The sequence below is a fragment of the Eubacterium album genome, assembly GCF_025336545.1.
Classification (GTDB): domain Bacteria; phylum Bacillota; class Clostridia; order Lachnospirales; family Lachnospiraceae; genus Eubacterium_U; species Eubacterium_U album.
This window is the reverse complement of the sequence record NZ_JAODBU010000002.1, coordinates 269,886-287,908: the sequence shown is the minus strand read 5'-3', so window position 1 is coordinate 287,908 and position 18,023 is coordinate 269,886. Positions and strand designations below refer to the sequence as shown.

Here is an 18,023-nt window from a genome sequence, read left to right as displayed (position 1 = left end):
GAAATTATTACATTACAAAGTTTTAGAGAAAGGCAGGTAAATATGAAGAGAATTAGTGATGAATGTTTTGTAAAAACAAAACCAAATAAAGATAATGTAATTGCAATTAAAATTTGCAACGGAGAAATGTTATTTATTGGATGGATGGAAAATGCAGAAAGTTATAGTATTCAGCTTGCATTGAACAGGGAAAATTGTAGGCTGGATATTTTAGACGTTATTGGTGAAGGTGATTTGAATGGTTCAGTTAATGAATTACGTAAGAAATCATTGTATGTAGCCATTACAACAAGTGATGGTTATAACAATCTAACAGTGATAGACAATGAGGATGGTTTCTCTGACAAGTCGTATGAAACCTTTCTATCGTTTATCAACAAGAATTGTTCAGAAGAAGACCACGATATTTTTGAATTAACTGAAAAGGAATTAATTGATATTTGCGATGTATTGATTAATGGAGAATACATTTTCGTGGTTGATGACTTTGCAAAGAACATATAAAACTACATCAAAAAGGACTGCCTTCACAGCAGCCCTTTTTATTTAAAAGAAAGTTTATCAAGAAAATAATTTTTAATGAGGTGAAACATGAAAAGAAAATATATATTAACAGAAAACACAAAAGAAATTGATGGGCATACTTTGTATCAGATTAAGGCTGTAAAGGATATATACATAAATGGCGAAGACGAAGAACCGGAAGTTGAGTCTGGTGAGCTTGGTGGTTGGATTGAAAGCGAAGAAAACTTAAGCCATAAAGGTAGCTGTTGGGTTGATAATGATTCATGTGTATATGGCAAAGCTAAAGTATATGGTGGTGGCATAATAAGCGGTGATGCGATTGTATGTGAAAATGCCGAAGTATGCGATAGAGCTTCTGTGCATGGTAGCTCAAAAATACGTGGCAATGCTGTGGTTTGTGGAAATAGCAGTATTTTCGAATTTGGCATAGTGGAAGGAGATGCATATGTGAAAAACAGTAGTGTTTCTGGTAGAAGCAAGATTTATGGACATGCATATGTAAAAGAAAGTATTCTCTATGGCGACACAAGAATTTGCGGTAATACTCATATTGAGAATTCAGAAATTTTTGGGTTTGCAAAGATATATGGAGATATACGTGTAAAAAGCGCAATTCTCTATGATAATGCAGATATATCAAAGCCCGGAGATTACTTTTCAATTAATGGATTTGGAATGTCAGGAAAATCAGTGACATTTTTTAAATCTGATGATGGAAAGGTAAAAACAAGTCTGCCTGAACTTTATGAAGCATACCCATATGCGTTTGCTGAAAGCGTAAACAGTTTTAAATCAATAGCTGCTGAGTGTTACAAAAGAGATAAAATTTGGGCTGACAGAGCATCAATGCTTGCAGAGTTTGCTGAAAAATATTTTGCTGAAAAATGCATTAATAAATAAGTAGGAGGAAGTAATATGGTAACAAGAGCATGGAAAGTATATGGATTGAATGAACATAGGCAAAAGGTTTCTTTTCAAAAGTCATGTCAGTATGACTTCTCTAATGAAAAGGATGGAAGACGAATAATTTCTGTTGAAAATTTTGATGTAACTGGCACAAATGAATACAGTGTGATTAGAATTACTAGAAATACCGCAAAACTTTGCGAAAAAGAGTTAGAGGGACAGCTTAGTGATGGTGTTTTTGAGAATTCTAACGTGGGAGATGTTATTGAAATCTTTGACTAAAAAGTTAAAAAAATAAGAGAGCCACAATGTGGCTCTTTTTTTATTGACAAATTGAGAAAATAATATATATTTTAAACAAAGATTGATGTTTGCTATAAGCACCCGTAAGGCTTAATAATTAAGCCCGTAGCAGACATCAGTCTTTTTTGTTGAAAAAAAATAGATATTAAGAAAGGAAAAAGACAATGACATTTAAAGAGTTAATATGTAAAGGGTTACATGATGAGATTATAGAAATAATCAACAATCAAAGAAGCGAAAGAAAAATACAAAGATGAATTAAAATGAAACTAAGATTTACAAAGAAGATTGTAAATACGTGTTTCATTTGAAGATTGGAGGATAGGACATGATTACAAGAGAAATGATTAGAAATGGTTTTGAATCTGGAACTGTTTCAATCGAAGAAGAATATGCAGGATGTATTGGCATTTGCTGTAGAATTGGTGATAACGCATTTTATTTTCTCGGTTCAGAAGATGATAATTTAACAAAAGAAGAATATTGGGAATCATATACATTAGATATGACAATAGATATGATTTTTAATATTCTGAAAGACGTTGAATCTGCTGAAGAACATGGATTAGATGAAACTGAGTTAGATTATTATGCATCTGTATTAGCCGAATGAAACTAAAATTTACAAAGAAGATTGATTGGAATGAGTTAGAAGGAGAGTAACATGACAAACAAAGAATTTTACAAAAATGCATTAGATTCAATATTAGAAAGTGTAGTTGCAGTTGACAAGGAAAGCCTGCAAGTTGTGAGATGCTCAGATACAAATTGTGTCGACTGCTTGTTTGAAAATTTAGCAGGAGAGTGCGAAGTAAATGCTAGGGACTGGCTGCAATCTGAACACCTTGAGCAAGTAGATTGGAGCAAGGTTAAAGTCGATACGCCGATTTATGTAAGAGATAGAACCAGTGACCCATGGGCTAAAGCACATTTTGCCAAATACGAAAAAGGAGAGGTATGTGCATGGTTTGGTGGCTGTACATCATTCACATCAGAAGGTGAAGATGATTATTACTCATGGCACCATGCCAAGTTAGCAGAAAATTAGAGGAAGGAGAAAACAGATGATGAAAAAAGATTTTTACGAATTGGTAATTGAATTACTGGATGAGCCTGTGGAAGATGAAAATAACAGAATCAAATTCACGGAAAGGTCAATTGAACTTATACATCAGATTGCAGACATTTGCAAAGAGTCCTCTCTTGCAAATAAGGGAAAAGAACGAATTGAAACTTATGCAAGAGGAAAATCAGCAGGAGATGTGTACTGTGACATGCTTTATAAAACCGTTGCTGCACCAACAAATATGCATATGGTAAGTACAGTAAAGCTATTGATACCTGTTATTGATGAAAAATTAAAAGAAAAAAATTTATAGTGAAAAAATAGAATTGACAGCATAGAATAAAAGTAAAAATTACAAAAATAGTAACCAATCACAAAGGCAACCAGAGAATACAACTGACTACCTTTTATCATTATGAAATTTAGAAAGAAAGTTAAAGATGTTAGAAATAAAAACATTTTTTGGAGAATGGGAAAAGTTAATAAGGAAGAAGCAGAGCGTTTTTATAGACACTTTTCAGAAGCATTTTGACGATAAATTTCATTCAGATTTTTACTTAGGATTAACCGATGAAGAACCTAATTGGTAATTATAAAACAAAAAATCAAGAAAATAAGAAACACAAAAGGAGAAGAAAATGAAAATTGAAAATATTTCCAAGAAAAACAATGAAGTAAATGTAACTTTGAGTTCTGAAGAGTTGGTAAAAATTTGCAATGCACTATTTGCAATAAGACACGACTGTAAAGATAATCCAATTTATCATAGATTGTATAGTGATATGGTCATTGCGAGAGATTTAAGTCAGTATGGTCAGCTCAATAATTGTAGCATTGCAAAGATAGTGGAGCAAAGAGGTGCAAATGTAATAAAATCAGAATTAGAAATGATTACGGAGAAAAATTCCGAAAGTATAATGGATTTATTAGATTAAGTGAAATTCAAAAAAGGGCTGCAGTTGCAGCTCTTTTTTACTAAGAAAGGAATAATATGATAAAAGTAGAAAAATATGATTATAACCAAGAAAAAGAGCTGTGGTTTGAAACATACTTAAATTACAACGACTATAATCTTTCACATGCATATTGTGCATTTATATCTAACGGATATGACGTAGAAAATCAGGAAAATGCCAAGAAAATGCATAAAAGAAGATTGGAAATTAAAAAAAGATATGGAATAATAGAATAATGAATGTACTAAGAATTTTAAAAACTGAGAATATGAGCCGGGAAAATTTTAATTCATCCCGGCTTAATTTTATTTTTATGATGACAAGTTAAAGAGAGATTGTATATAATAATATTATTAATGAATAAAAATAATATCTACTCATGTAGATACACACGGACTTCTTGGTAATACGAGGCTTAAATAATTAAAAGAATATCTACTGTTGTAGACCATAATAAACACCCCCCTTCAATTTAAAGTTTAAGAAAAAAATAAATATCTACTGTTGTAGACTAATTGAACTTCTCGTATTTTTCATTTGTTTAAGAAAAAAAATAAATATCTACTGTTGTAGACTGTTACCATGATGTATTTGAGGACTGTGTTTAAGAAAAAAATAAATATCTACTGTTGTAGACCTTCTGATGTTTCGTATGCTCTAAGGGTTTAAGAAAAAAATAAATATCTACTGTTGTAGACAATGATTACAAACCATTATTTAGCATTGTTTAAGAAAAAAAATGAATATCTTGACAAACTAAAAAAATATTATATATTTTATGTAAAGATTGATGTTTGCTTAGGCACCCCGGCTTTAATAAAGCCACTAGCAGACAGCAGTCTTTTTTTATTACAAAAAATTATTTTAGGAGGTAAAAATGGCAAAATACAAAATGATAATTAACGCAGATACATACAAGTGTGGAAGATGCAGTAGAAAGAATTGGAAACCGGGAACACGAAACGATTATATGATTGCAATTAACGGTATTTCAAGAACACTATATAATATGCGTGAGGTTATGTGGCAGCTTGAATTGTTCCGTGGAAATTCATTTATTACGTCAGAGTATAGTGATGACAACCCGGAAGAAAATTATGGATTATCTGATAGATACGTTAAATTATTACAGAAAAATACCATTAAATATTACGACAGATTGTGTGAATTAAACAGACAACAGTATTTATCAGGTTATGGATTCATGCAAGGATATTTTAGCATTGATAAAATAATAGAAAAATTAAAAGCAGAAGGAACAGTTAAAATACCGTTTAAATGGCTTTATGATATTAGACAATATGACAAGGCTATGGATGGTTGCTACATGGAAATTACAAAGATTGCATAAGGAGTAATGATAATGGAAATTAAAAATGTTATAAACAATGGAGTAAAAATACCAAACGAATGTACTTGTATCTGGTGTGGCTCAAAAATGAGGCAGGCTGGTCCAATTCATATGGGTGCAGGAGTTAATAGCTTTGCTTTATGGTGTAATAATTGCGGGGCTGTAACTGTACATGCTCGTGATTTTGGAAAGAAAATTACTGGTTATGAAGTGAAATGGAATGTAGAATAGGCAAGTAAACAAGAGTTTCCTTTGGACTTTAGAATGGAGGAATATGATGAAATATCCATCGGACGCAATATCAGACGAACAAATTATGAATATTATTGATACAGTTACAGAATACATGTGCTGTAATTGGAGCGATTGTTGTATGAATGAAGGAATGACATGGGATAAATTACAAAAGGTGCGTAATGAAATCAAAGAAAACGCAATGGAAATGATTAAAATAAATTTGGACATGAAACGATGATTTTTTGATTAAGAAAGTGAGGAAATGATATGGTAAGAAAAATTAACAATAGATTGTATAAAGTTAATACATATGCTTCTGCACACATTATTGAAGTAGATGATAATTATGATAAAGAAGTACAGAAGCTAAGAAAAGAAATCCAATTTGACAGCCTTGGATATAAATTGAATTTACTTGTATATCTTGCTACATTAACAGTACAGGGATATGCAATTTTAAGTGTAACTGAGTTTAATTCAGATGGAAGTAAGCCTAGAGTTGCTTATGCAAGTAATAAAGATTTTAAGAAAATTGTTAAGTATTATTTTGAAAAGAAAGCATAGGAAACGGCGATTTAGATAAGGAGAGTTAATATGATTAAATTGAATGCAAGAATTTTGGGAGTATTACGCTTAATTTATTATTATAAGCATTATAGAATCGCTTTAGCAAATTTATATCCAGACCAGAAGTTCAACTGGTATGAAGATACAAGAAAATTTTACTTTGGTTTAGATTTACCAGAAGGACTTAATAAAAATGAAATGGATTTTGATAGAGATATGTTTTTTTGCCCAGAATTGAGACCATATAGAGAATGGATGGAAACAAATAGGAATGAGCTTGATAAATTCGTTTGGAAAAGCTGATAATGAAACGGAAATTTGCTGTCCTTTTAATAGGACACGAAAATTTTGTTCAGAATATGTGCAAATGAACAAAGGTAGATTTAACTTATTTGATTTAACAAATGGCGCATTAAAATATGCAATGGAAAAATGTAAATCAAAATAAAGAATTGACAAAAATTAAAAAAAATATACATTATAATCAAAGATTGATGTTTGCATTAGCACAAGTCGAAAGACTAACTTGCAGACATCAGCCTTTTTTTATTTGGAAAATTTTTAAGAATGGAGGAAGCGATATGTACTGCGTAGTTATAAACAAATTAAAAGGTATTTATATGCTAAGACATATAATTTATGGAATAAATCCAAAAGAAAGTATGTCAAGTATAAAAAAGAATTATTATAAGAATTATTGCAGAACAGACACAGACACTTTTTACTTATGCAAAAACAAAAAAGAAATAAACAAATTACTACTTATGCATAAAATTTCTTTTTAAAATAAGAAGATGTTAGATATAAAATAGTAATAATTTGATTAAGAAAGTGAGGAAAATATTATGGGACAGAGAAGCCAGATATATATTAGATATAATGTGAACTATGTAAGTGGTTCAGCAACAGCAAATCCAAAAACACGTAATTATAAAGGTTTAATTGCAAGACGTTTTGGATGGAATTATGGAGAAAGAATGATAAGCCGTGCAAGATATGTCATAGAGGAAATTCAGGATGAATTTATGAAATATAAATGGAACTTTGGTGAAAAAGAAAAGCTCGAAAAATTAAAACGGTTTTGCGAAACAAATTTTGATATGAAGGACATTATTTTTAGTTCTGATATTGTTAAAGAGATTGAGGATTATTTTGACGGAGATTTACAATATTTATTCAATCAGGATAATAATGATGGGCAACTTTTTATTGATGTTACTGATAATGGAATTAAATATTGTTTTATGAGTTTCTTTAATGAAGGTGAACCTATGAATGGTGAACATTATATGAAATGGAATTGTGAAAATGAACAGCGTCCGGATTGGCATAAGCCTTATGAGCATATAGATGAAGAAACAATAAAATATACAGAAAATAATATTAAAGAAATCAATAATATGGCTACACTTATGACAATGGATGAAATTGAGGCATTTATAGAAGATGATTATAGTTATTTATTAATGTCTTAATTTTAAATGTTATAAGTAAATAAAAATTTTAATAAAGGAGAAATTAGTATTATGAAATGCGGTTGGAAAGAATGCAAGTTTAATGATGACGGATTATGTCATCAGAAAGTATACTTTGTTTCGAGAAATTATCCATTGTACGAGACGATATATAACAAAAATTCAGAAGAAATAAAGAAAAATTGTAGATGCCTTGAACCGGATTTAGGGCAGGAAAGGAATTAAATGAGAAAAATTACAGAAGAACAAAGAAAAGGATTGGAGAATGATATTGTTAATATAATGAACAGAGTAATAAGCTCAGAATATATAAACAAAATTCTTAATCAATATGATTATACTTCAGATGAAACACTTATAGATGCAGTAATAAAAAATGTGCTTGAAACATCTGCTGATGAAGAATATTATAATGAAGATGATATTCGTCTTGCTATAGGAAGAGAACTTGTTGCAAGATTGGGTGCAGAAGATTAAAAAAGGAGAAAATTATGAAAAGAAAAATAGAACAATTTATTTATCCGGGAAAAGTAAAAATAATTTCTATACCAAAAAGGCAATTATCTCCTGAGAGTGAATACCCTGAGTTAATTGGCTTAGAAGGAAAAATTGCAGCTATATCAGGAAATAGTGTTGGAATTATTGTTGATGGAAAATACAATAAACATAGTCAATTTGGTTGGTATTGGTTCGATTCAGAATGTATAGAAAAGATAAATAAAGAAACACTAGAGAATTTTATAAGAGAAAAAGCAGTGGATGAAGGTTTTCTTCAAGACTGGTATCAAAATTCGGTGGCACAAGAACAATCTCCTGTATGGAGTGACGAACATATTTCTGAAGTTAATAATGACTTTTATTTAATACCAAAGGAGGATATTGATGGAAAAAATTAAAAAATCAGAATTAACAAGATTTGCAAAGGACTGTGCATTTACACATAAAAATGCTGTTATATTTGTATGTATGAGTGAAGAAATTGCACACTCAAAAATTGGAAAAATGTTAAAAGAGGAAAATAGCGGCATTTTGATTGAAGTTTCCAAACGTTTTGCAAAGTATGCAACAGAAGAAATGGAGTTTGACACAGAAACAAGTGAAACACAGGATACACAAAATATAATTAATGATATTATTAATTGTTGTGAAGAAAATAATTGGTTTAGAGAGTGAGACAGATATATGGAAGAGATAAAAAAAGATTGTCTGTCATGTAGTAATAGTTTTCAGAAGAAACTAATGACAACTTATAGAAAAAATACGAGGTGACTAGATGAAAGTATATATATGATGATTGGGAAAACTATTCTCTTGACATGACAATAGACATGATTTTCAATATTTTAAAAAGTGAGCAGGCAGCAGAAGAAAATGGTATATTTGCAATAGAATATCAATATTATGTTGATGTTTTAAAATCACAATAAGATGCTCTGTAAATAATCATTGCCAGAGGAGATGTAAGAATGAATTGAGAAGAGTCGTTATACGGCTCTTCTTTTTTATTGACAAAATGAAAAAAACATATACATTATAATCAAAGATTGATGTTTGCATTGGCACAAGTCCTAAGACTAAATTGCAGACATCAGTCTTTTTTTTACAAGAAAATAAATTATAAGTTTTGTGAAAGGCGAAGGATACATTGTTTCAGAAAAATTAATATAAAAATATAGACTAAATTCGCATTTCAAAGACAGATTGGAGGAAAGTATTATGGCAGATACAAAGAAAACAAAAAGATTGCACATTGGTATGGCTTACACATATGTAGGAGATACAGGAATTGATATTCCTATGGAATTATTAGAAGGTAAGACCGAGGAAGAACAGTTAGAAATTGCTTGTAAATATGCACAGGAACACATTGATGAAATTCCTGTTTCCACTAATGCAGAATATATTCCATACTCTGATAATTTTGGAATTGACGATATTGATTTTAAAGATGAATAAAGCACAGTAAACTAAGATTTAGAAAGAAGTTTGTTATGCAGATGGAATTGGAAATAAAAATAGAAATTGAAAATGTAGACGATTTTTTTCAGGATATTGCAAGAGAATAGGAGTGTAATGTAGCGAAGAGACAATAAGGCAGTTTAAGAAAATGTGCAAGGGAGAGTGATGTAAATGAAAGTTAGAGAATTAAATCTTAATGGGGAACGATTGTATATGTTATATGAAAGTATGTGTAATATGGATAATTGTGAAGATGCATTATTGAACGCAGAGGTAAAAAGTTACGAATGGCGAAGAAGTACAACATTCTCAAAAAGAATGATATTGCTTATTGATTTATAGAAGTGCAAGGCAGTCAGGAGAATAAATAAAAAAATACCTAGCTGCCTATTTTATTACAAGGAGGAAACAAAAAATGTTAAAGGTAAATGACAAAGTAAAAGCACATATGTACGATACATGCAACAGAGAAATCAAAACACGGAACTACGGAACTGTATTCACAGTGAAAGAAGCGAACGGAAAACTTGGCATTGACTGGAATACAGAAAAGTCACCATTAACTTGTAATGGTGAAGTATTTACACCATTTGAAACATTTGCACCTACGGCAATCTTTGAGAATGTAGAGAACGGGAAGAAGTACCATTGGAGCAACGCAGAAAACGGAATTGTAGAGGAAGTCTAATATGAGCAAATGGATAATCCTGAAACGGATTCACGGAATGAAAAAGAGTTTACTTATAACTCACCAATACATGAGAATGATACATTATTTAGTGGCTTCTCATATAGAGAAATTATTGAAGGTTGCAATCAATTTCATATAAAGCGAAATACTGGTTCATTGATTGGCTATATGAATGCAGAACAGTGTTGGTATGCGATTAAAGGAATTATGACAAGTTTATTATATATAGAAAGGCAGGTTGATTAATATGAGAGTAAAATTTGTAGGATTCGGTGGCTATACGGAAGTTCCTTGCTATGAGGACGAAAACGGAAAATTATATTTTGATGAAAATGATGGTCGTAACGGACTTAATCTCTACACAGGTGCTTACAAAGAAGAATGGGGAGAAGTTTGTGGAGAACCAAATACAAGAGTTATAGAGGAAATTGAATGTGATGAGCCATTTGTAAGACATCCAAGAGAATTTGATTACATGATGTTAGCTAGATATAGAACAGATTGTGAATATTTCTTGGGTTATGGAAATGGATATGAAGGACATTTGTATTTCAAATCAGTAGAGGAACACTGTGACGAAATGGAAAAGTTGTGGAATTCGTTTGCTGATGATGAAAAGCCTGAGTGGTTGACGTTGAAACAAATACATGAGTATAGAGAAAAAATGTTAAAGGCAAGGAGAAAATAATGAATACTATATTAATTAATAAAACAGAATAAGTAAAAGAGTCGCTATGCGGCTCTTTTTTTATTGACAAATGAGGAAAATAATATATATTTTAGACAAAGATTGATGTTTGCATTGGCACAAGTCAGATGACTAACCATAAAGCATCAGTCTTTATTTTTTTACAGGAAAATAAAAATTACAAAACGAAAGGAGAAAACAATATATGTTTATAAGACGGAAAGATTATAAAGAAAATTTAGAACAGTTAAAATTGTTGGAGAAAAAGAACAATCATCTAAACGAAGATATAAAAGAATGGAAATCATTAGTTGAAATTTCAGATGATAAGATTGAAAAAATGGAAAATGAAATTTGGAATTTAAAAGAAAAATTACATTTTTCAGAAGAAGAAAATAAAGGGTATTTAAAAATTATTGAAAATATAAAAAATGGAGTATGGGTTGTTCTAAAAAATGATGAGGAACAAATAGTAATTCAAGAGGAAATAAAAAGAATTAAAGAAATTTATGATGAAATGCAGATAATTACAAGAGATTTTGAAGATTTAACTGGAATATGCACTGATGATATATCAGACAACCTTTATGATGATTATTATAATGATATAAAAAATAAAGAGTTAGCATTACAATTAGGATTTAAAATTTCTGATTCTTTAAATGTAGATAGAATGCTTAAAGAAAAAGAATCATTGGATGGATTTTTTGAACAAAAATATAAAGATTTTATAAGAAAATAAAATCAAGTAAATAAAAAAAAGTAGAAAGGAACAAACAGATGAAAGATGATTATTGTGAAAATTGCCCTATGCACTATTTAGAATGTGACTATTGGGGTGAATGGGACGAAGGCTGTAGTGCAGGTTTAGATGGATGGTTTGACGGAAAATATTCTTTAATTTGCAAAATGCCAAAAGTTGTGAAAAAGGTTTATTTAAAATATCGAAAATGGAAAGATGAATTGTATTGGAAAATACATATAAAAAAATATGAAGAAGAATTAACAGAAAGAAAGGAAGAAAATTAAATAATGATGAAAAAACGATGTAGTGTATGTGGAAAGGAAATTGATGCAGTAAACGAAGGATATGTGAAAATATTAGACAATTTTCTTCAAATAAAATATTTTGATACAGATGAAGAAAATTGTTTTTGTAGCAATGAATGTATGGCTAAAAGTCTGTCAGCAGAAACGGTTTACGAGGAGGAATAAAAATGCGATTAATAGATGCAGATAATTTGATAGAAGTATTGCATAAATCATTGGAAGGTGATTGTGATTTAAAAAAAGATTACGAACTTCTTGGAATAGACGATTTTATTGATAATCAGGCAATAATCTACGACATAGAGCATAAATGTGAATGTAAAGATTGTACAGGATGTACTCAGTGGAAGTGTGATACAGCTAATGTAATACAGGAATATAAAGAAAATCTTGTAAAACAATTGGAAATTGTGAAACAAAAACACAAAATTGAAATGCAAAAGGAAGAAAATGAAACAGATTTCTATTCGAACTACATTGTGTCAGAAGAACATGGATATATCATGGGATTGCAAGAAGTAATAGAAATGGTAAAAGGAGGAGAAAATAATGTTAATATTACCAATTACGAAAAAATGGTTTGACATGATTTTGTCAGGTGAAAAGAAAGAAGAATACAGAGAAATTAAGCCATACTATACAACCAGATTAAACAAGATATTTAATATGGTTGATGATATTCCGGTTGATTTAGCCGAAACAGAAGTGAAATTTACAAATGGTTATGGAAATAGAGTACCTTCTTTCATTGCTGATTGTCACTTAGAAAAAAGAACAGGCAAGGAAGAATGGGGAGCTGAGCCTAATAAAGAATACTATGTACTCGTAATTGAAAAGATTCGTTGGAAAAGTATGGATGGTTTAGGTGGGTATTTAGATAAAAATAAGGAGAAGAAACAGAAAGAGTTTAGAACGGAGGAATTAATGAATAATATATCTACAAAAACAAAAGAATTAATTGAAAAGTTAACGGAAGAAGAAATTGATGAAATTTACAGATATGCAAAGTGCAAAAGCATTGCAGAAGATGTAAAAAGTTACGCTGAAGATAATAATATTGAAATATCAGATGCGGATGTTTATAAAGCAGCAAGCCTATGGGTATATCACGGCTTACATAACTGTGAAGCTACTTATTGGGATAATATACATGCAGTAATTTCAGAGGTAACTAACCTTGAATAAACATTTTACATTAACTGTTAGCATAATAGCAGAAAATTAGAAGAAGAGAATGAGAAAAAAGAGAGGATTTTAAACACCCTCTCTTTTTTTGTATTATAATTTCTAATTGACAAATCAAGAAAATCATATACATTGTAATCAAAGATTGATGTTTGCTATTGCACAAGCGAAAGCTAGTTAGCAGTCATCAATCTTTTTTTTGTAAGAAAATAAAAAGAAAGGATGAGATGCGTGAGAAATTTAAAAAATTTGGAAAGATTAAAAAATTTAAAAGATGAAGCAAGGAAAATTAATGATGAAATAAGAACGGAGAACGAAAAACTAACAGAGGAGTTGAATGAACTCATAGAAATTAAGTGTGATGAATTTATTGCAGAATTAAAGCAAATGTCAGAATATGGTCAGGCAGGAGATACAGAAATTGATTTGGATTTCTACTGTTCGTATTCGAACAATAAATATCCACATTTAATTCACAAAGTAACCTCAGAAGGATTTGTATTAAAAGCAAACCCTCCGGGATATAGTCAGCGAGTAATTGTATATAAAGAAAATGTTGGATGGGAGTGGTATAAAAAAGAATCAAAGAAATTTATTGCCATGAATAAAGACAGAATTCTTGATGCAATAGAGAAAAAGATAGCTGATAACATGACAAGGGATATTGAAAACTCAAAAGTGGTTGATGTAAACGTTAAATTGAAAAAAGGAATCGAAACGTTAAAGGAAAATAAACTGATATACGAAATCAGAAAAGCAGATATGTTAAATTATGATGAGTATACTATCAGAAAACATGAGAATGAAGATGTGTGGGAAAAGTGTAGTGATGGTTTCATTTCCGGTTCAGATTCTCTTGTAATGGTAGATACAAAACTTGTGAGGGAATTTGATTATAACAATACCCACTTCAGAGTTTTTGCAAAGCCAAACAACGAGGACAGTTTTACAAGAGTGGAAGAGTTTAAAAATTTAGGACCACAAAATGTTATCTATTACAGGTTTTCAGTAAATGACTTTGTAAATGTACCTATTATATAGAAGAAACTAATAATAGAAACGGAGAAAGCAAATGGTAGGATATGAAATAGATGTTACAAAGATGACTAAGGATGAAGCAGTTAACTATATACTAAATCACTGTAACAGATGTGAGAAAAACTTACAGTGTAGTGATGAAGAATCAGCTAAGTGTAATGGAAAGGTTAAATATCTTCTGAAAAGATTTTCAGAAGCAGAATAAATAAGAAAGAAGGTAGAATATGGAGTTTAACAACAGACAGAAAAAGAAACTGTTAAAAACAAATGCCATAATTGAAGATATTTTCGATAATGGAAACATAAAAAAGTATAACATAACAACAATGGAAGCAGATGTAATCGCAAGAGTTTATTCGAACATAGTTATGGGAAACTCTGGACGAACCATTAATGGAAGAGTAAAAGAATTCTTCGAAAATGAAGGTTACAAAATAAAGGAAGATGGCATCGGCTGGAAAATTAATGTGTAAGAAAGAAAAATCAACTATGGAAGAAAAAAGTCAAAGTTTAATACCTTTAAAAGCAAAGTTATGGATTGTAATGGGAATTAATGATATGGAAGGAATGATTTATGCATTTTGTACAACAAGACAAAAGGCAGAAAAAGCAGTAAAACTGCTAGAACCGGAAGGTCTTGATAATATGCTTACAATCAAACAGGCGCAGCTTGAAATTAACAATGTTTGTTTAAATGGAACAAATATTGAAATTTAGTCACAATGGAAAAATAAGATTAATTATGATAAAATGTAATTAATCAGTTAGGATTTGAAGAAAGTCCTGACTGGGCTTTCTTCAGATAGAAAGCGAGGATAAATGTTAAAAGAAACAGAAATAACCATAAACGCAACAAAAAGCATAAAAGCAAAATATGATGAATGTGCAAAAGCATTGTTTAAAAATCCTGAAATTTTAGCACCGATTCTAAAGTATGTAGTTCCTGAATATAAGGATTATACTGCAGAAGAAATAGTGGATTTTATTGTTAAGGACAGTATAGATGAACCGCCTGTAGACAGTGTGTCAACAATGGCTAATCAATTAGGCACTGAAATGAATTCATTAGGTGAAAAAAAGATATGCTACGACATGCATTTTAAGGCGATAAATCCAAAATTGTCTAATTCAAAGACTACTATTTATTTACATATGGATTTGGAAATACAAAACGATTACAGACCCGGTAATCCAAAATATCCCATTGTAAAACGAGGAATATATTACGGAGCAAGGGAAATCAGTTCTCAATTGGGAGTCTTAACAGGAAAAACAAATTACAATGATGTGGAAAAAGTGTATAGTGTTTGGATTTGCAATGAAAATATACCAAAGGAATTGCAAAATACCGTAACTGAGTATACAATTAAGAAAAACGAAGTAATTGGAAAGGTTGACGAACCTGAAGCTGATTATGACCTGCTTAGTGTAATTATGGTTAGATTGGGAAGTAACGAAGGCAAGGAAGAAATTTTTGACTACCTGAATTCGGTTTTTAAAGGAGACGTTGAAAAAGTAAAAGAATACATTGACATTGAAGACAATGAAGATATTGTGGAAGGAGTGAATGGTATGGATGGTTTCAGTGAATCTATAAGCAGAAGGGCAGAGAACAGAGGATTTCAGAAAGGCTTACAAGAAGGCTTACAAATGATATATAGACTTGTTGAAAAAGGACTTGTAAAAATATCTGATGCTGCAGTTGAAGCAAATATGACGGAAGAAGAATTCAAGAAAGGATTCGAGGAATACTCAAAAAAAGAAAATAAATAAACAAAACGATATAATACCCGGCAGAAATGCCGGGTAATTTTTTTTATTGACAAAATGAAAAAAACATATATATTTTAAGCAAAGATTGATGTTTGCATTGGCACAAGTCAGATGACTAACCATAAAGCATCAGTCTTTATTTTTTACAATAAAATAAAAATTACAAAACGAAAGGAAAAAAAGAATAACAAAGAAAATATATGATAAAAAATTTAAAATATACGGAGGTAATTTAAATGAAAACATATAAAGGATTTAATAAAGATATGACTTGTAGAGGATTTCAGTACGAAGAAGGTAAATCTTATGAAGAGAAAGAAGCAATTATATGTGAAACAGGATTTCATGCTTGTGAATATCCATTAGCTTGTTTTAAATATTATAGACCAAGTGAAAGTATATTTCATGTTGTAGAACAAGATGGAAAAATTAGTAAACATAATGATGATTCAAAAGTAGTATCTACAAAAATAAAAATTGGAACAGAAATTAGTATTTCAGGATTAGTTAAAGCTGCAATTGAATACACAAAAGAAAGAACAAAGACTGAAAATGATAGTGATAGTAATTATGGAGCATCAAATGCGACAGGTAACTATGGAGCATCAAATGCGACAGGTAGTTGTGGAGCATCAAGTGCAACAGGTGATTGTGGAGCATCAAGTGCAACAGGTAATTATGGAGCATCAAATGCAACAGGTAATTATGGAGCATCAAGTGTGACAGGTTATTGTGGAGCATCAAGTGCAACAGGTGATTGTGGAGCATCAAGTGCGACAGGTAATCGTGGAGCATCAAGTACAACAGGTTATTGTGGAGCATCAAGTGCAACAGGTAATTGTGGAGCATCAAGTGCAACAGGTGATTGTGGAGCATCAAGTGCAACAGGTGATTGTGGAACATCAAGTGCAACAGGTGATTGTGGAGCATCAAGTGCGACAGGTTATTGTGGAGCATCAAGTGCGACAGGTGATTATGGAGCATCAAATGCAACAGGTAATTATGGAGCATCAAGTGTGACAGGTTATTGTGGAGCATCAAGTGCAACAGGTGATTGTGGAGCATCAAGTGCGACAGGTAATCGTGGAGCATCAAGTACAACAGGTGATTGTGGAGCATCAAGTGCGACAGGTTATTGTGGAGCATCAAGTGCAACAGGTGATTGTGGAGCATCAAGTGCGACAGGTAATTATGGAGCATCAAGTGCGACAGGTAACTATGGAGCATCAAGTGCAACAGGTGATTATGGAACATCAAGTGCGACAGGTTATAAGGGAGCATCAAGTGCAACAGGTGATTATGGAACATCATATGTAACAGGTAATTGTGGAGTTTCATCTGCAACAGGTTATAAAGGAAATTCAAAAGTTGATAATCCAGAAAGCATTGCAGTTGCATGGGGGTATCATAGCAAGGCAAAAGGTGTTATTGGTTCATATCTAGTTTTTGCTGATTGGAAAGGAAATGAAAAAAATTATTGGATTCAAGATGAATGGCATTTACAAGGAGCAAAAATGGTTAGAGTTGATGGTATTAATGTAAAAGAAAATGTATGGTATACATTAAAAAATGGTGAACTTATAGAGGCTTAAAGAAATGGAAATAAACTTTTTCTGTTATGGATTAGTGTAATTGATTAATAACAGGAGAGTAAAAAAGGAAAAATGTTATGGCAATTAAATCAAGAGAAGAAATAATTAAAGGACTGGAACTTTGTTCTTTGGGAAACGAAAAGAAGAAAATAAATAAACAGAACGATATAATACCCGGCAGAAATGCCGGGTAATTTTTTTTATTGACAAAATGAAAAAAACATATATATTTTAAGCAAAGATTGATGTTTGCATTGGCACAAGTCAGATGACTAACCATAAAGCATCAGTCTTTATTTTTTTACAGGAAAATAAAAATTACAAAACGAAAGGAAAAAAAGACATGGATAAAAATTATGAATTGGAACTTTACAAACTAATAATGAATCCAGATGAAGATGATTCTGATATTTTATATGTAGATGAATTTGGATGGACTAACGATGATGAATTTATCGTTTGGATTGACATTGCTTGGTTTTATGAGTTCATAAAACAGCTTAGAGAAATCTTTGATGTAACAATTTTTGATGAAGGCGGCTTTGAGGCAACAATTGGTGATAACTATGTTTGCATTGACCTTAAGGATGTTCTTAGTGGCTATGGTATTGACTTTGAAAAAGTGTTTCCAAAAAGTAAATTTAAACATTAAAAAGAAGAA

The 18,023-nt window shown here is 30.9% G+C and carries 36 protein-coding genes; all 36 read left to right on the top strand.

What is annotated here, in order from left to right; translation table 11 throughout:
- The first annotated feature begins 42 nt into the window (after positions 1-42).
- Entirely contained in the window at positions 43-504 is a 462-nt protein-coding gene (locus N5B56_RS01540; protein ID WP_260978205.1) for a hypothetical protein, read from the top strand.
- Between the two features lie 87 nt (positions 505-591).
- On the top strand, positions 592-1,425 hold the full coding sequence (locus N5B56_RS01535; RefSeq protein ID WP_260978204.1) for a hypothetical protein: 834 nt from the start codon (positions 592-594) through the stop codon (positions 1,423-1,425).
- Positions 1,426-1,440: 15 nt separating this feature from the next.
- Positions 1,441-1,713 carry a hypothetical protein gene (locus N5B56_RS01530; protein WP_260978203.1) on the top strand — a complete coding sequence of 91 codons (273 nt, stop codon included), beginning with the start codon at positions 1,441-1,443 and terminating at the stop codon, positions 1,711-1,713.
- A 349-nt stretch (positions 1,714-2,062) separates the two neighbouring features.
- On the top strand, positions 2,063-2,347 hold the full coding sequence (locus N5B56_RS01525) for a hypothetical protein (protein WP_260978202.1): 285 nt from the start codon (positions 2,063-2,065) through the stop codon (positions 2,345-2,347).
- A gap of 51 nt (positions 2,348-2,398) precedes the next feature.
- Complete coding sequence (locus tag N5B56_RS01520) at positions 2,399-2,782, top strand: hypothetical protein (protein ID WP_260978201.1); 384 nt, start codon at positions 2,399-2,401, stop codon at positions 2,780-2,782.
- Between the two features lie 16 nt (positions 2,783-2,798).
- Positions 2,799-3,113, top strand: a complete 315-nt coding sequence (locus N5B56_RS01515; protein WP_260978200.1) for a hypothetical protein — start codon at positions 2,799-2,801, stop codon at positions 3,111-3,113.
- Positions 3,114-3,240: 127 nt separating this feature from the next.
- On the top strand, positions 3,241-3,390 hold the full coding sequence (locus N5B56_RS01510; RefSeq protein WP_260978199.1) for a hypothetical protein: 150 nt from the start codon (positions 3,241-3,243) through the stop codon (positions 3,388-3,390).
- Between the two features lie 48 nt (positions 3,391-3,438).
- Positions 3,439-3,735, top strand: coding sequence for a hypothetical protein (locus tag N5B56_RS01505; RefSeq protein ID WP_260978198.1), 297 nt, complete (start codon positions 3,439-3,441; stop codon positions 3,733-3,735).
- Between the two features lie 56 nt (positions 3,736-3,791).
- Positions 3,792-3,992 carry a hypothetical protein gene (locus tag N5B56_RS01500; protein ID WP_260978197.1) on the top strand — a complete coding sequence of 67 codons (201 nt, stop codon included), beginning with the start codon at positions 3,792-3,794 and terminating at the stop codon, positions 3,990-3,992.
- Between the two features lie 641 nt (positions 3,993-4,633).
- Positions 4,634-5,107, top strand: coding sequence for a hypothetical protein (locus N5B56_RS01495; protein ID WP_260978196.1), 474 nt, complete (start codon positions 4,634-4,636; stop codon positions 5,105-5,107).
- Positions 5,108-5,119: 12 nt separating this feature from the next.
- Complete coding sequence (locus N5B56_RS01490) at positions 5,120-5,338, top strand: hypothetical protein (RefSeq protein WP_260978195.1); 219 nt, start codon at positions 5,120-5,122, stop codon at positions 5,336-5,338.
- Between the two features lie 46 nt (positions 5,339-5,384).
- Complete coding sequence (locus N5B56_RS01485; protein WP_260978194.1) at positions 5,385-5,582, top strand: hypothetical protein; 198 nt, start codon at positions 5,385-5,387, stop codon at positions 5,580-5,582.
- A 29-nt stretch (positions 5,583-5,611) separates the two neighbouring features.
- Positions 5,612-5,908, top strand: coding sequence for a hypothetical protein (locus tag N5B56_RS01480; protein WP_260978193.1), 297 nt, complete (start codon positions 5,612-5,614; stop codon positions 5,906-5,908).
- A gap of 30 nt (positions 5,909-5,938) precedes the next feature.
- The gene (locus N5B56_RS01475; RefSeq protein ID WP_260978192.1) at positions 5,939-6,214 is read left to right on the top strand and encodes a hypothetical protein; all 276 of its coding nucleotides are present in this window, start codon (positions 5,939-5,941) and stop codon (positions 6,212-6,214) included.
- Positions 6,215-6,756: 542 nt separating this feature from the next.
- Positions 6,757-7,386: a hypothetical protein gene (locus N5B56_RS01470; RefSeq protein ID WP_260978191.1), complete on the top strand. Its 630-nt coding sequence runs from the start codon at positions 6,757-6,759 to the stop codon at positions 7,384-7,386.
- Between the two features lie 51 nt (positions 7,387-7,437).
- Positions 7,438-7,611: a hypothetical protein gene (locus N5B56_RS01465; RefSeq protein WP_260978190.1), complete on the top strand. Its 174-nt coding sequence runs from the start codon at positions 7,438-7,440 to the stop codon at positions 7,609-7,611.
- On the top strand, positions 7,612-7,863 hold the full coding sequence (locus N5B56_RS01460; RefSeq protein WP_260978189.1) for a hypothetical protein: 252 nt from the start codon (positions 7,612-7,614) through the stop codon (positions 7,861-7,863).
- A gap of 14 nt (positions 7,864-7,877) precedes the next feature.
- Complete coding sequence (locus N5B56_RS01455; RefSeq protein WP_260978188.1) at positions 7,878-8,282, top strand: hypothetical protein; 405 nt, start codon at positions 7,878-7,880, stop codon at positions 8,280-8,282.
- Positions 8,269-8,559: a hypothetical protein gene (locus N5B56_RS01450; protein WP_260978187.1), complete on the top strand. Its 291-nt coding sequence runs from the start codon at positions 8,269-8,271 to the stop codon at positions 8,557-8,559. Before N5B56_RS01455 ends, N5B56_RS01450 begins: the two co-directional genes overlap by 14 nt.
- Positions 8,560-9,102: 543 nt before the next feature.
- The gene (locus tag N5B56_RS01445) at positions 9,103-9,342 is read left to right on the top strand and encodes a hypothetical protein (RefSeq protein WP_260978186.1); all 240 of its coding nucleotides are present in this window, start codon (positions 9,103-9,105) and stop codon (positions 9,340-9,342) included.
- 174 nt (positions 9,343-9,516) lie between these two features.
- Positions 9,517-9,687 (top strand): hypothetical protein, encoded by a 171-nt coding sequence (locus tag N5B56_RS01440; protein ID WP_260978185.1) that lies wholly within the window; start codon positions 9,517-9,519, stop codon positions 9,685-9,687.
- 73 nt (positions 9,688-9,760) lie between these two features.
- Positions 9,761-10,033 (top strand): hypothetical protein, encoded by a 273-nt coding sequence (locus N5B56_RS01435; RefSeq protein ID WP_260978184.1) that lies wholly within the window; start codon positions 9,761-9,763, stop codon positions 10,031-10,033.
- Between the two features lie 9 nt (positions 10,034-10,042).
- The gene (locus tag N5B56_RS01430; RefSeq protein WP_260978183.1) at positions 10,043-10,282 is read left to right on the top strand and encodes a hypothetical protein; all 240 of its coding nucleotides are present in this window, start codon (positions 10,043-10,045) and stop codon (positions 10,280-10,282) included.
- Between the two features lies 1 nt (position 10,283).
- Positions 10,284-10,724 carry an LPD11 domain-containing protein gene (locus tag N5B56_RS01425; protein ID WP_260978182.1) on the top strand — a complete coding sequence of 147 codons (441 nt, stop codon included), beginning with the start codon at positions 10,284-10,286 and terminating at the stop codon, positions 10,722-10,724.
- Between the two features lie 205 nt (positions 10,725-10,929).
- A complete protein-coding gene (locus N5B56_RS01420; RefSeq protein WP_260978181.1) occupies positions 10,930-11,466 on the top strand; it encodes a hypothetical protein in 537 nt (178 codons plus the stop codon).
- Between the two features lie 38 nt (positions 11,467-11,504).
- Positions 11,505-11,753, top strand: coding sequence for a hypothetical protein (locus N5B56_RS01415; RefSeq protein WP_260978180.1), 249 nt, complete (start codon positions 11,505-11,507; stop codon positions 11,751-11,753).
- Between the two features lie 3 nt (positions 11,754-11,756).
- Positions 11,757-11,939: a hypothetical protein gene (locus N5B56_RS01410; protein WP_260978179.1), complete on the top strand. Its 183-nt coding sequence runs from the start codon at positions 11,757-11,759 to the stop codon at positions 11,937-11,939.
- Positions 11,940-11,941: 2 nt separating this feature from the next.
- Positions 11,942-12,358 carry a hypothetical protein gene (locus N5B56_RS01405; protein WP_260978178.1) on the top strand — a complete coding sequence of 139 codons (417 nt, stop codon included), beginning with the start codon at positions 11,942-11,944 and terminating at the stop codon, positions 12,356-12,358.
- Entirely contained in the window at positions 12,324-12,959 is a 636-nt protein-coding gene (locus N5B56_RS01400; RefSeq protein WP_260978177.1) for a hypothetical protein, read from the top strand. Before N5B56_RS01405 ends, N5B56_RS01400 begins: the two co-directional genes overlap by 35 nt.
- A 231-nt stretch (positions 12,960-13,190) precedes the next feature.
- The gene (locus tag N5B56_RS01395) at positions 13,191-14,000 is read left to right on the top strand and encodes a hypothetical protein (protein WP_260978176.1); all 810 of its coding nucleotides are present in this window, start codon (positions 13,191-13,193) and stop codon (positions 13,998-14,000) included.
- A 31-nt stretch (positions 14,001-14,031) separates the two neighbouring features.
- Complete coding sequence (locus N5B56_RS01390; protein WP_260978175.1) at positions 14,032-14,202, top strand: hypothetical protein; 171 nt, start codon at positions 14,032-14,034, stop codon at positions 14,200-14,202.
- Positions 14,203-14,221: 19 nt separating this feature from the next.
- Complete coding sequence (locus tag N5B56_RS01385; RefSeq protein WP_260978174.1) at positions 14,222-14,470, top strand: hypothetical protein; 249 nt, start codon at positions 14,222-14,224, stop codon at positions 14,468-14,470.
- Positions 14,463-14,714 carry a hypothetical protein gene (locus N5B56_RS01380; RefSeq protein ID WP_260978173.1) on the top strand — a complete coding sequence of 84 codons (252 nt, stop codon included), beginning with the start codon at positions 14,463-14,465 and terminating at the stop codon, positions 14,712-14,714. The genes N5B56_RS01385 and N5B56_RS01380 overlap by 8 nt, the downstream gene beginning before the upstream one ends.
- Before the next feature lie 102 nt (positions 14,715-14,816).
- Positions 14,817-15,770, top strand: a complete 954-nt coding sequence (locus N5B56_RS01375) for a hypothetical protein (RefSeq protein WP_260978172.1) — start codon at positions 14,817-14,819, stop codon at positions 15,768-15,770.
- A gap of 236 nt (positions 15,771-16,006) precedes the next feature.
- Positions 16,007-17,362 carry a DUF7666 domain-containing protein gene (locus N5B56_RS01370; protein WP_260978171.1) on the top strand — a complete coding sequence of 452 codons (1,356 nt, stop codon included), beginning with the start codon at positions 16,007-16,009 and terminating at the stop codon, positions 17,360-17,362.
- Positions 17,363-17,630: 268 nt separating this feature from the next.
- On the top strand, positions 17,631-18,014 hold the full coding sequence (locus N5B56_RS01365; RefSeq protein WP_260978170.1) for a hypothetical protein: 384 nt from the start codon (positions 17,631-17,633) through the stop codon (positions 18,012-18,014).
- The last annotated feature ends 9 nt before the right edge of the window (positions 18,015-18,023 follow it).

What these genes read in the sequence shown, in the direction of transcription:
- N5B56_RS01540 (WP_260978205.1), top strand. Translation starts at nt 43, where the DNA reads ATGAAGAGAATTAGTGATGAATGTTTTGTAAAAACAAAACCAAATAAA.
- N5B56_RS01535 (WP_260978204.1), top strand. Translation starts at nt 592, where the DNA reads ATGAAAAGAAAATATATATTAACAGAAAACACAAAAGAAATTGATGGG.
- N5B56_RS01530 (WP_260978203.1), top strand. Translation starts at nt 1,441, where the DNA reads ATGGTAACAAGAGCATGGAAAGTATATGGATTGAATGAACATAGGCAA.
- N5B56_RS01525 (WP_260978202.1), top strand. Translation starts at nt 2,063, where the DNA reads ATGATTACAAGAGAAATGATTAGAAATGGTTTTGAATCTGGAACTGTT.
- N5B56_RS01520 (WP_260978201.1), top strand. Translation starts at nt 2,399, where the DNA reads ATGACAAACAAAGAATTTTACAAAAATGCATTAGATTCAATATTAGAA.
- N5B56_RS01515 (WP_260978200.1), top strand. Translation starts at nt 2,799, where the DNA reads ATGATGAAAAAAGATTTTTACGAATTGGTAATTGAATTACTGGATGAG.
- N5B56_RS01510 (WP_260978199.1), top strand. Translation starts at nt 3,241, where the DNA reads ATGTTAGAAATAAAAACATTTTTTGGAGAATGGGAAAAGTTAATAAGG.
- N5B56_RS01505 (WP_260978198.1), top strand. Translation starts at nt 3,439, where the DNA reads ATGAAAATTGAAAATATTTCCAAGAAAAACAATGAAGTAAATGTAACT.
- N5B56_RS01500 (WP_260978197.1), top strand. Translation starts at nt 3,792, where the DNA reads ATGATAAAAGTAGAAAAATATGATTATAACCAAGAAAAAGAGCTGTGG.
- N5B56_RS01495 (WP_260978196.1), top strand. Translation starts at nt 4,634, where the DNA reads ATGGCAAAATACAAAATGATAATTAACGCAGATACATACAAGTGTGGA.
- N5B56_RS01490 (WP_260978195.1), top strand. Translation starts at nt 5,120, where the DNA reads ATGGAAATTAAAAATGTTATAAACAATGGAGTAAAAATACCAAACGAA.
- N5B56_RS01485 (WP_260978194.1), top strand. Translation starts at nt 5,385, where the DNA reads ATGAAATATCCATCGGACGCAATATCAGACGAACAAATTATGAATATT.
- N5B56_RS01480 (WP_260978193.1), top strand. Translation starts at nt 5,612, where the DNA reads ATGGTAAGAAAAATTAACAATAGATTGTATAAAGTTAATACATATGCT.
- N5B56_RS01475 (WP_260978192.1), top strand. Translation starts at nt 5,939, where the DNA reads ATGATTAAATTGAATGCAAGAATTTTGGGAGTATTACGCTTAATTTAT.
- N5B56_RS01470 (WP_260978191.1), top strand. Translation starts at nt 6,757, where the DNA reads ATGGGACAGAGAAGCCAGATATATATTAGATATAATGTGAACTATGTA.
- N5B56_RS01465 (WP_260978190.1), top strand. Translation starts at nt 7,438, where the DNA reads ATGAAATGCGGTTGGAAAGAATGCAAGTTTAATGATGACGGATTATGT.
- N5B56_RS01460 (WP_260978189.1), top strand. Translation starts at nt 7,612, where the DNA reads ATGAGAAAAATTACAGAAGAACAAAGAAAAGGATTGGAGAATGATATT.
- N5B56_RS01455 (WP_260978188.1), top strand. Translation starts at nt 7,878, where the DNA reads ATGAAAAGAAAAATAGAACAATTTATTTATCCGGGAAAAGTAAAAATA.
- N5B56_RS01450 (WP_260978187.1), top strand. Translation starts at nt 8,269, where the DNA reads ATGGAAAAAATTAAAAAATCAGAATTAACAAGATTTGCAAAGGACTGT.
- N5B56_RS01445 (WP_260978186.1), top strand. Translation starts at nt 9,103, where the DNA reads ATGGCAGATACAAAGAAAACAAAAAGATTGCACATTGGTATGGCTTAC.
- N5B56_RS01440 (WP_260978185.1), top strand. Translation starts at nt 9,517, where the DNA reads ATGAAAGTTAGAGAATTAAATCTTAATGGGGAACGATTGTATATGTTA.
- N5B56_RS01435 (WP_260978184.1), top strand. Translation starts at nt 9,761, where the DNA reads ATGTTAAAGGTAAATGACAAAGTAAAAGCACATATGTACGATACATGC.
- N5B56_RS01430 (WP_260978183.1), top strand. Translation starts at nt 10,043, where the DNA reads ATGGATAATCCTGAAACGGATTCACGGAATGAAAAAGAGTTTACTTAT.
- N5B56_RS01425 (WP_260978182.1), top strand. Translation starts at nt 10,284, where the DNA reads ATGAGAGTAAAATTTGTAGGATTCGGTGGCTATACGGAAGTTCCTTGC.
- N5B56_RS01420 (WP_260978181.1), top strand. Translation starts at nt 10,930, where the DNA reads ATGTTTATAAGACGGAAAGATTATAAAGAAAATTTAGAACAGTTAAAA.
- N5B56_RS01415 (WP_260978180.1), top strand. Translation starts at nt 11,505, where the DNA reads ATGAAAGATGATTATTGTGAAAATTGCCCTATGCACTATTTAGAATGT.
- N5B56_RS01410 (WP_260978179.1), top strand. Translation starts at nt 11,757, where the DNA reads ATGATGAAAAAACGATGTAGTGTATGTGGAAAGGAAATTGATGCAGTA.
- N5B56_RS01405 (WP_260978178.1), top strand. Translation starts at nt 11,942, where the DNA reads ATGCGATTAATAGATGCAGATAATTTGATAGAAGTATTGCATAAATCA.
- N5B56_RS01400 (WP_260978177.1), top strand. Translation starts at nt 12,324, where the DNA reads ATGTTAATATTACCAATTACGAAAAAATGGTTTGACATGATTTTGTCA.
- N5B56_RS01390 (WP_260978175.1), top strand. Translation starts at nt 14,032, where the DNA reads ATGGTAGGATATGAAATAGATGTTACAAAGATGACTAAGGATGAAGCA.
- N5B56_RS01385 (WP_260978174.1), top strand. Translation starts at nt 14,222, where the DNA reads ATGGAGTTTAACAACAGACAGAAAAAGAAACTGTTAAAAACAAATGCC.
- N5B56_RS01380 (WP_260978173.1), top strand. Translation starts at nt 14,463, where the DNA reads ATGTGTAAGAAAGAAAAATCAACTATGGAAGAAAAAAGTCAAAGTTTA.
- N5B56_RS01375 (WP_260978172.1), top strand. Translation starts at nt 14,817, where the DNA reads ATGTTAAAAGAAACAGAAATAACCATAAACGCAACAAAAAGCATAAAA.
- N5B56_RS01370 (WP_260978171.1), top strand. Translation starts at nt 16,007, where the DNA reads ATGAAAACATATAAAGGATTTAATAAAGATATGACTTGTAGAGGATTT.
- N5B56_RS01365 (WP_260978170.1), top strand. Translation starts at nt 17,631, where the DNA reads ATGACTAACCATAAAGCATCAGTCTTTATTTTTTTACAGGAAAATAAA.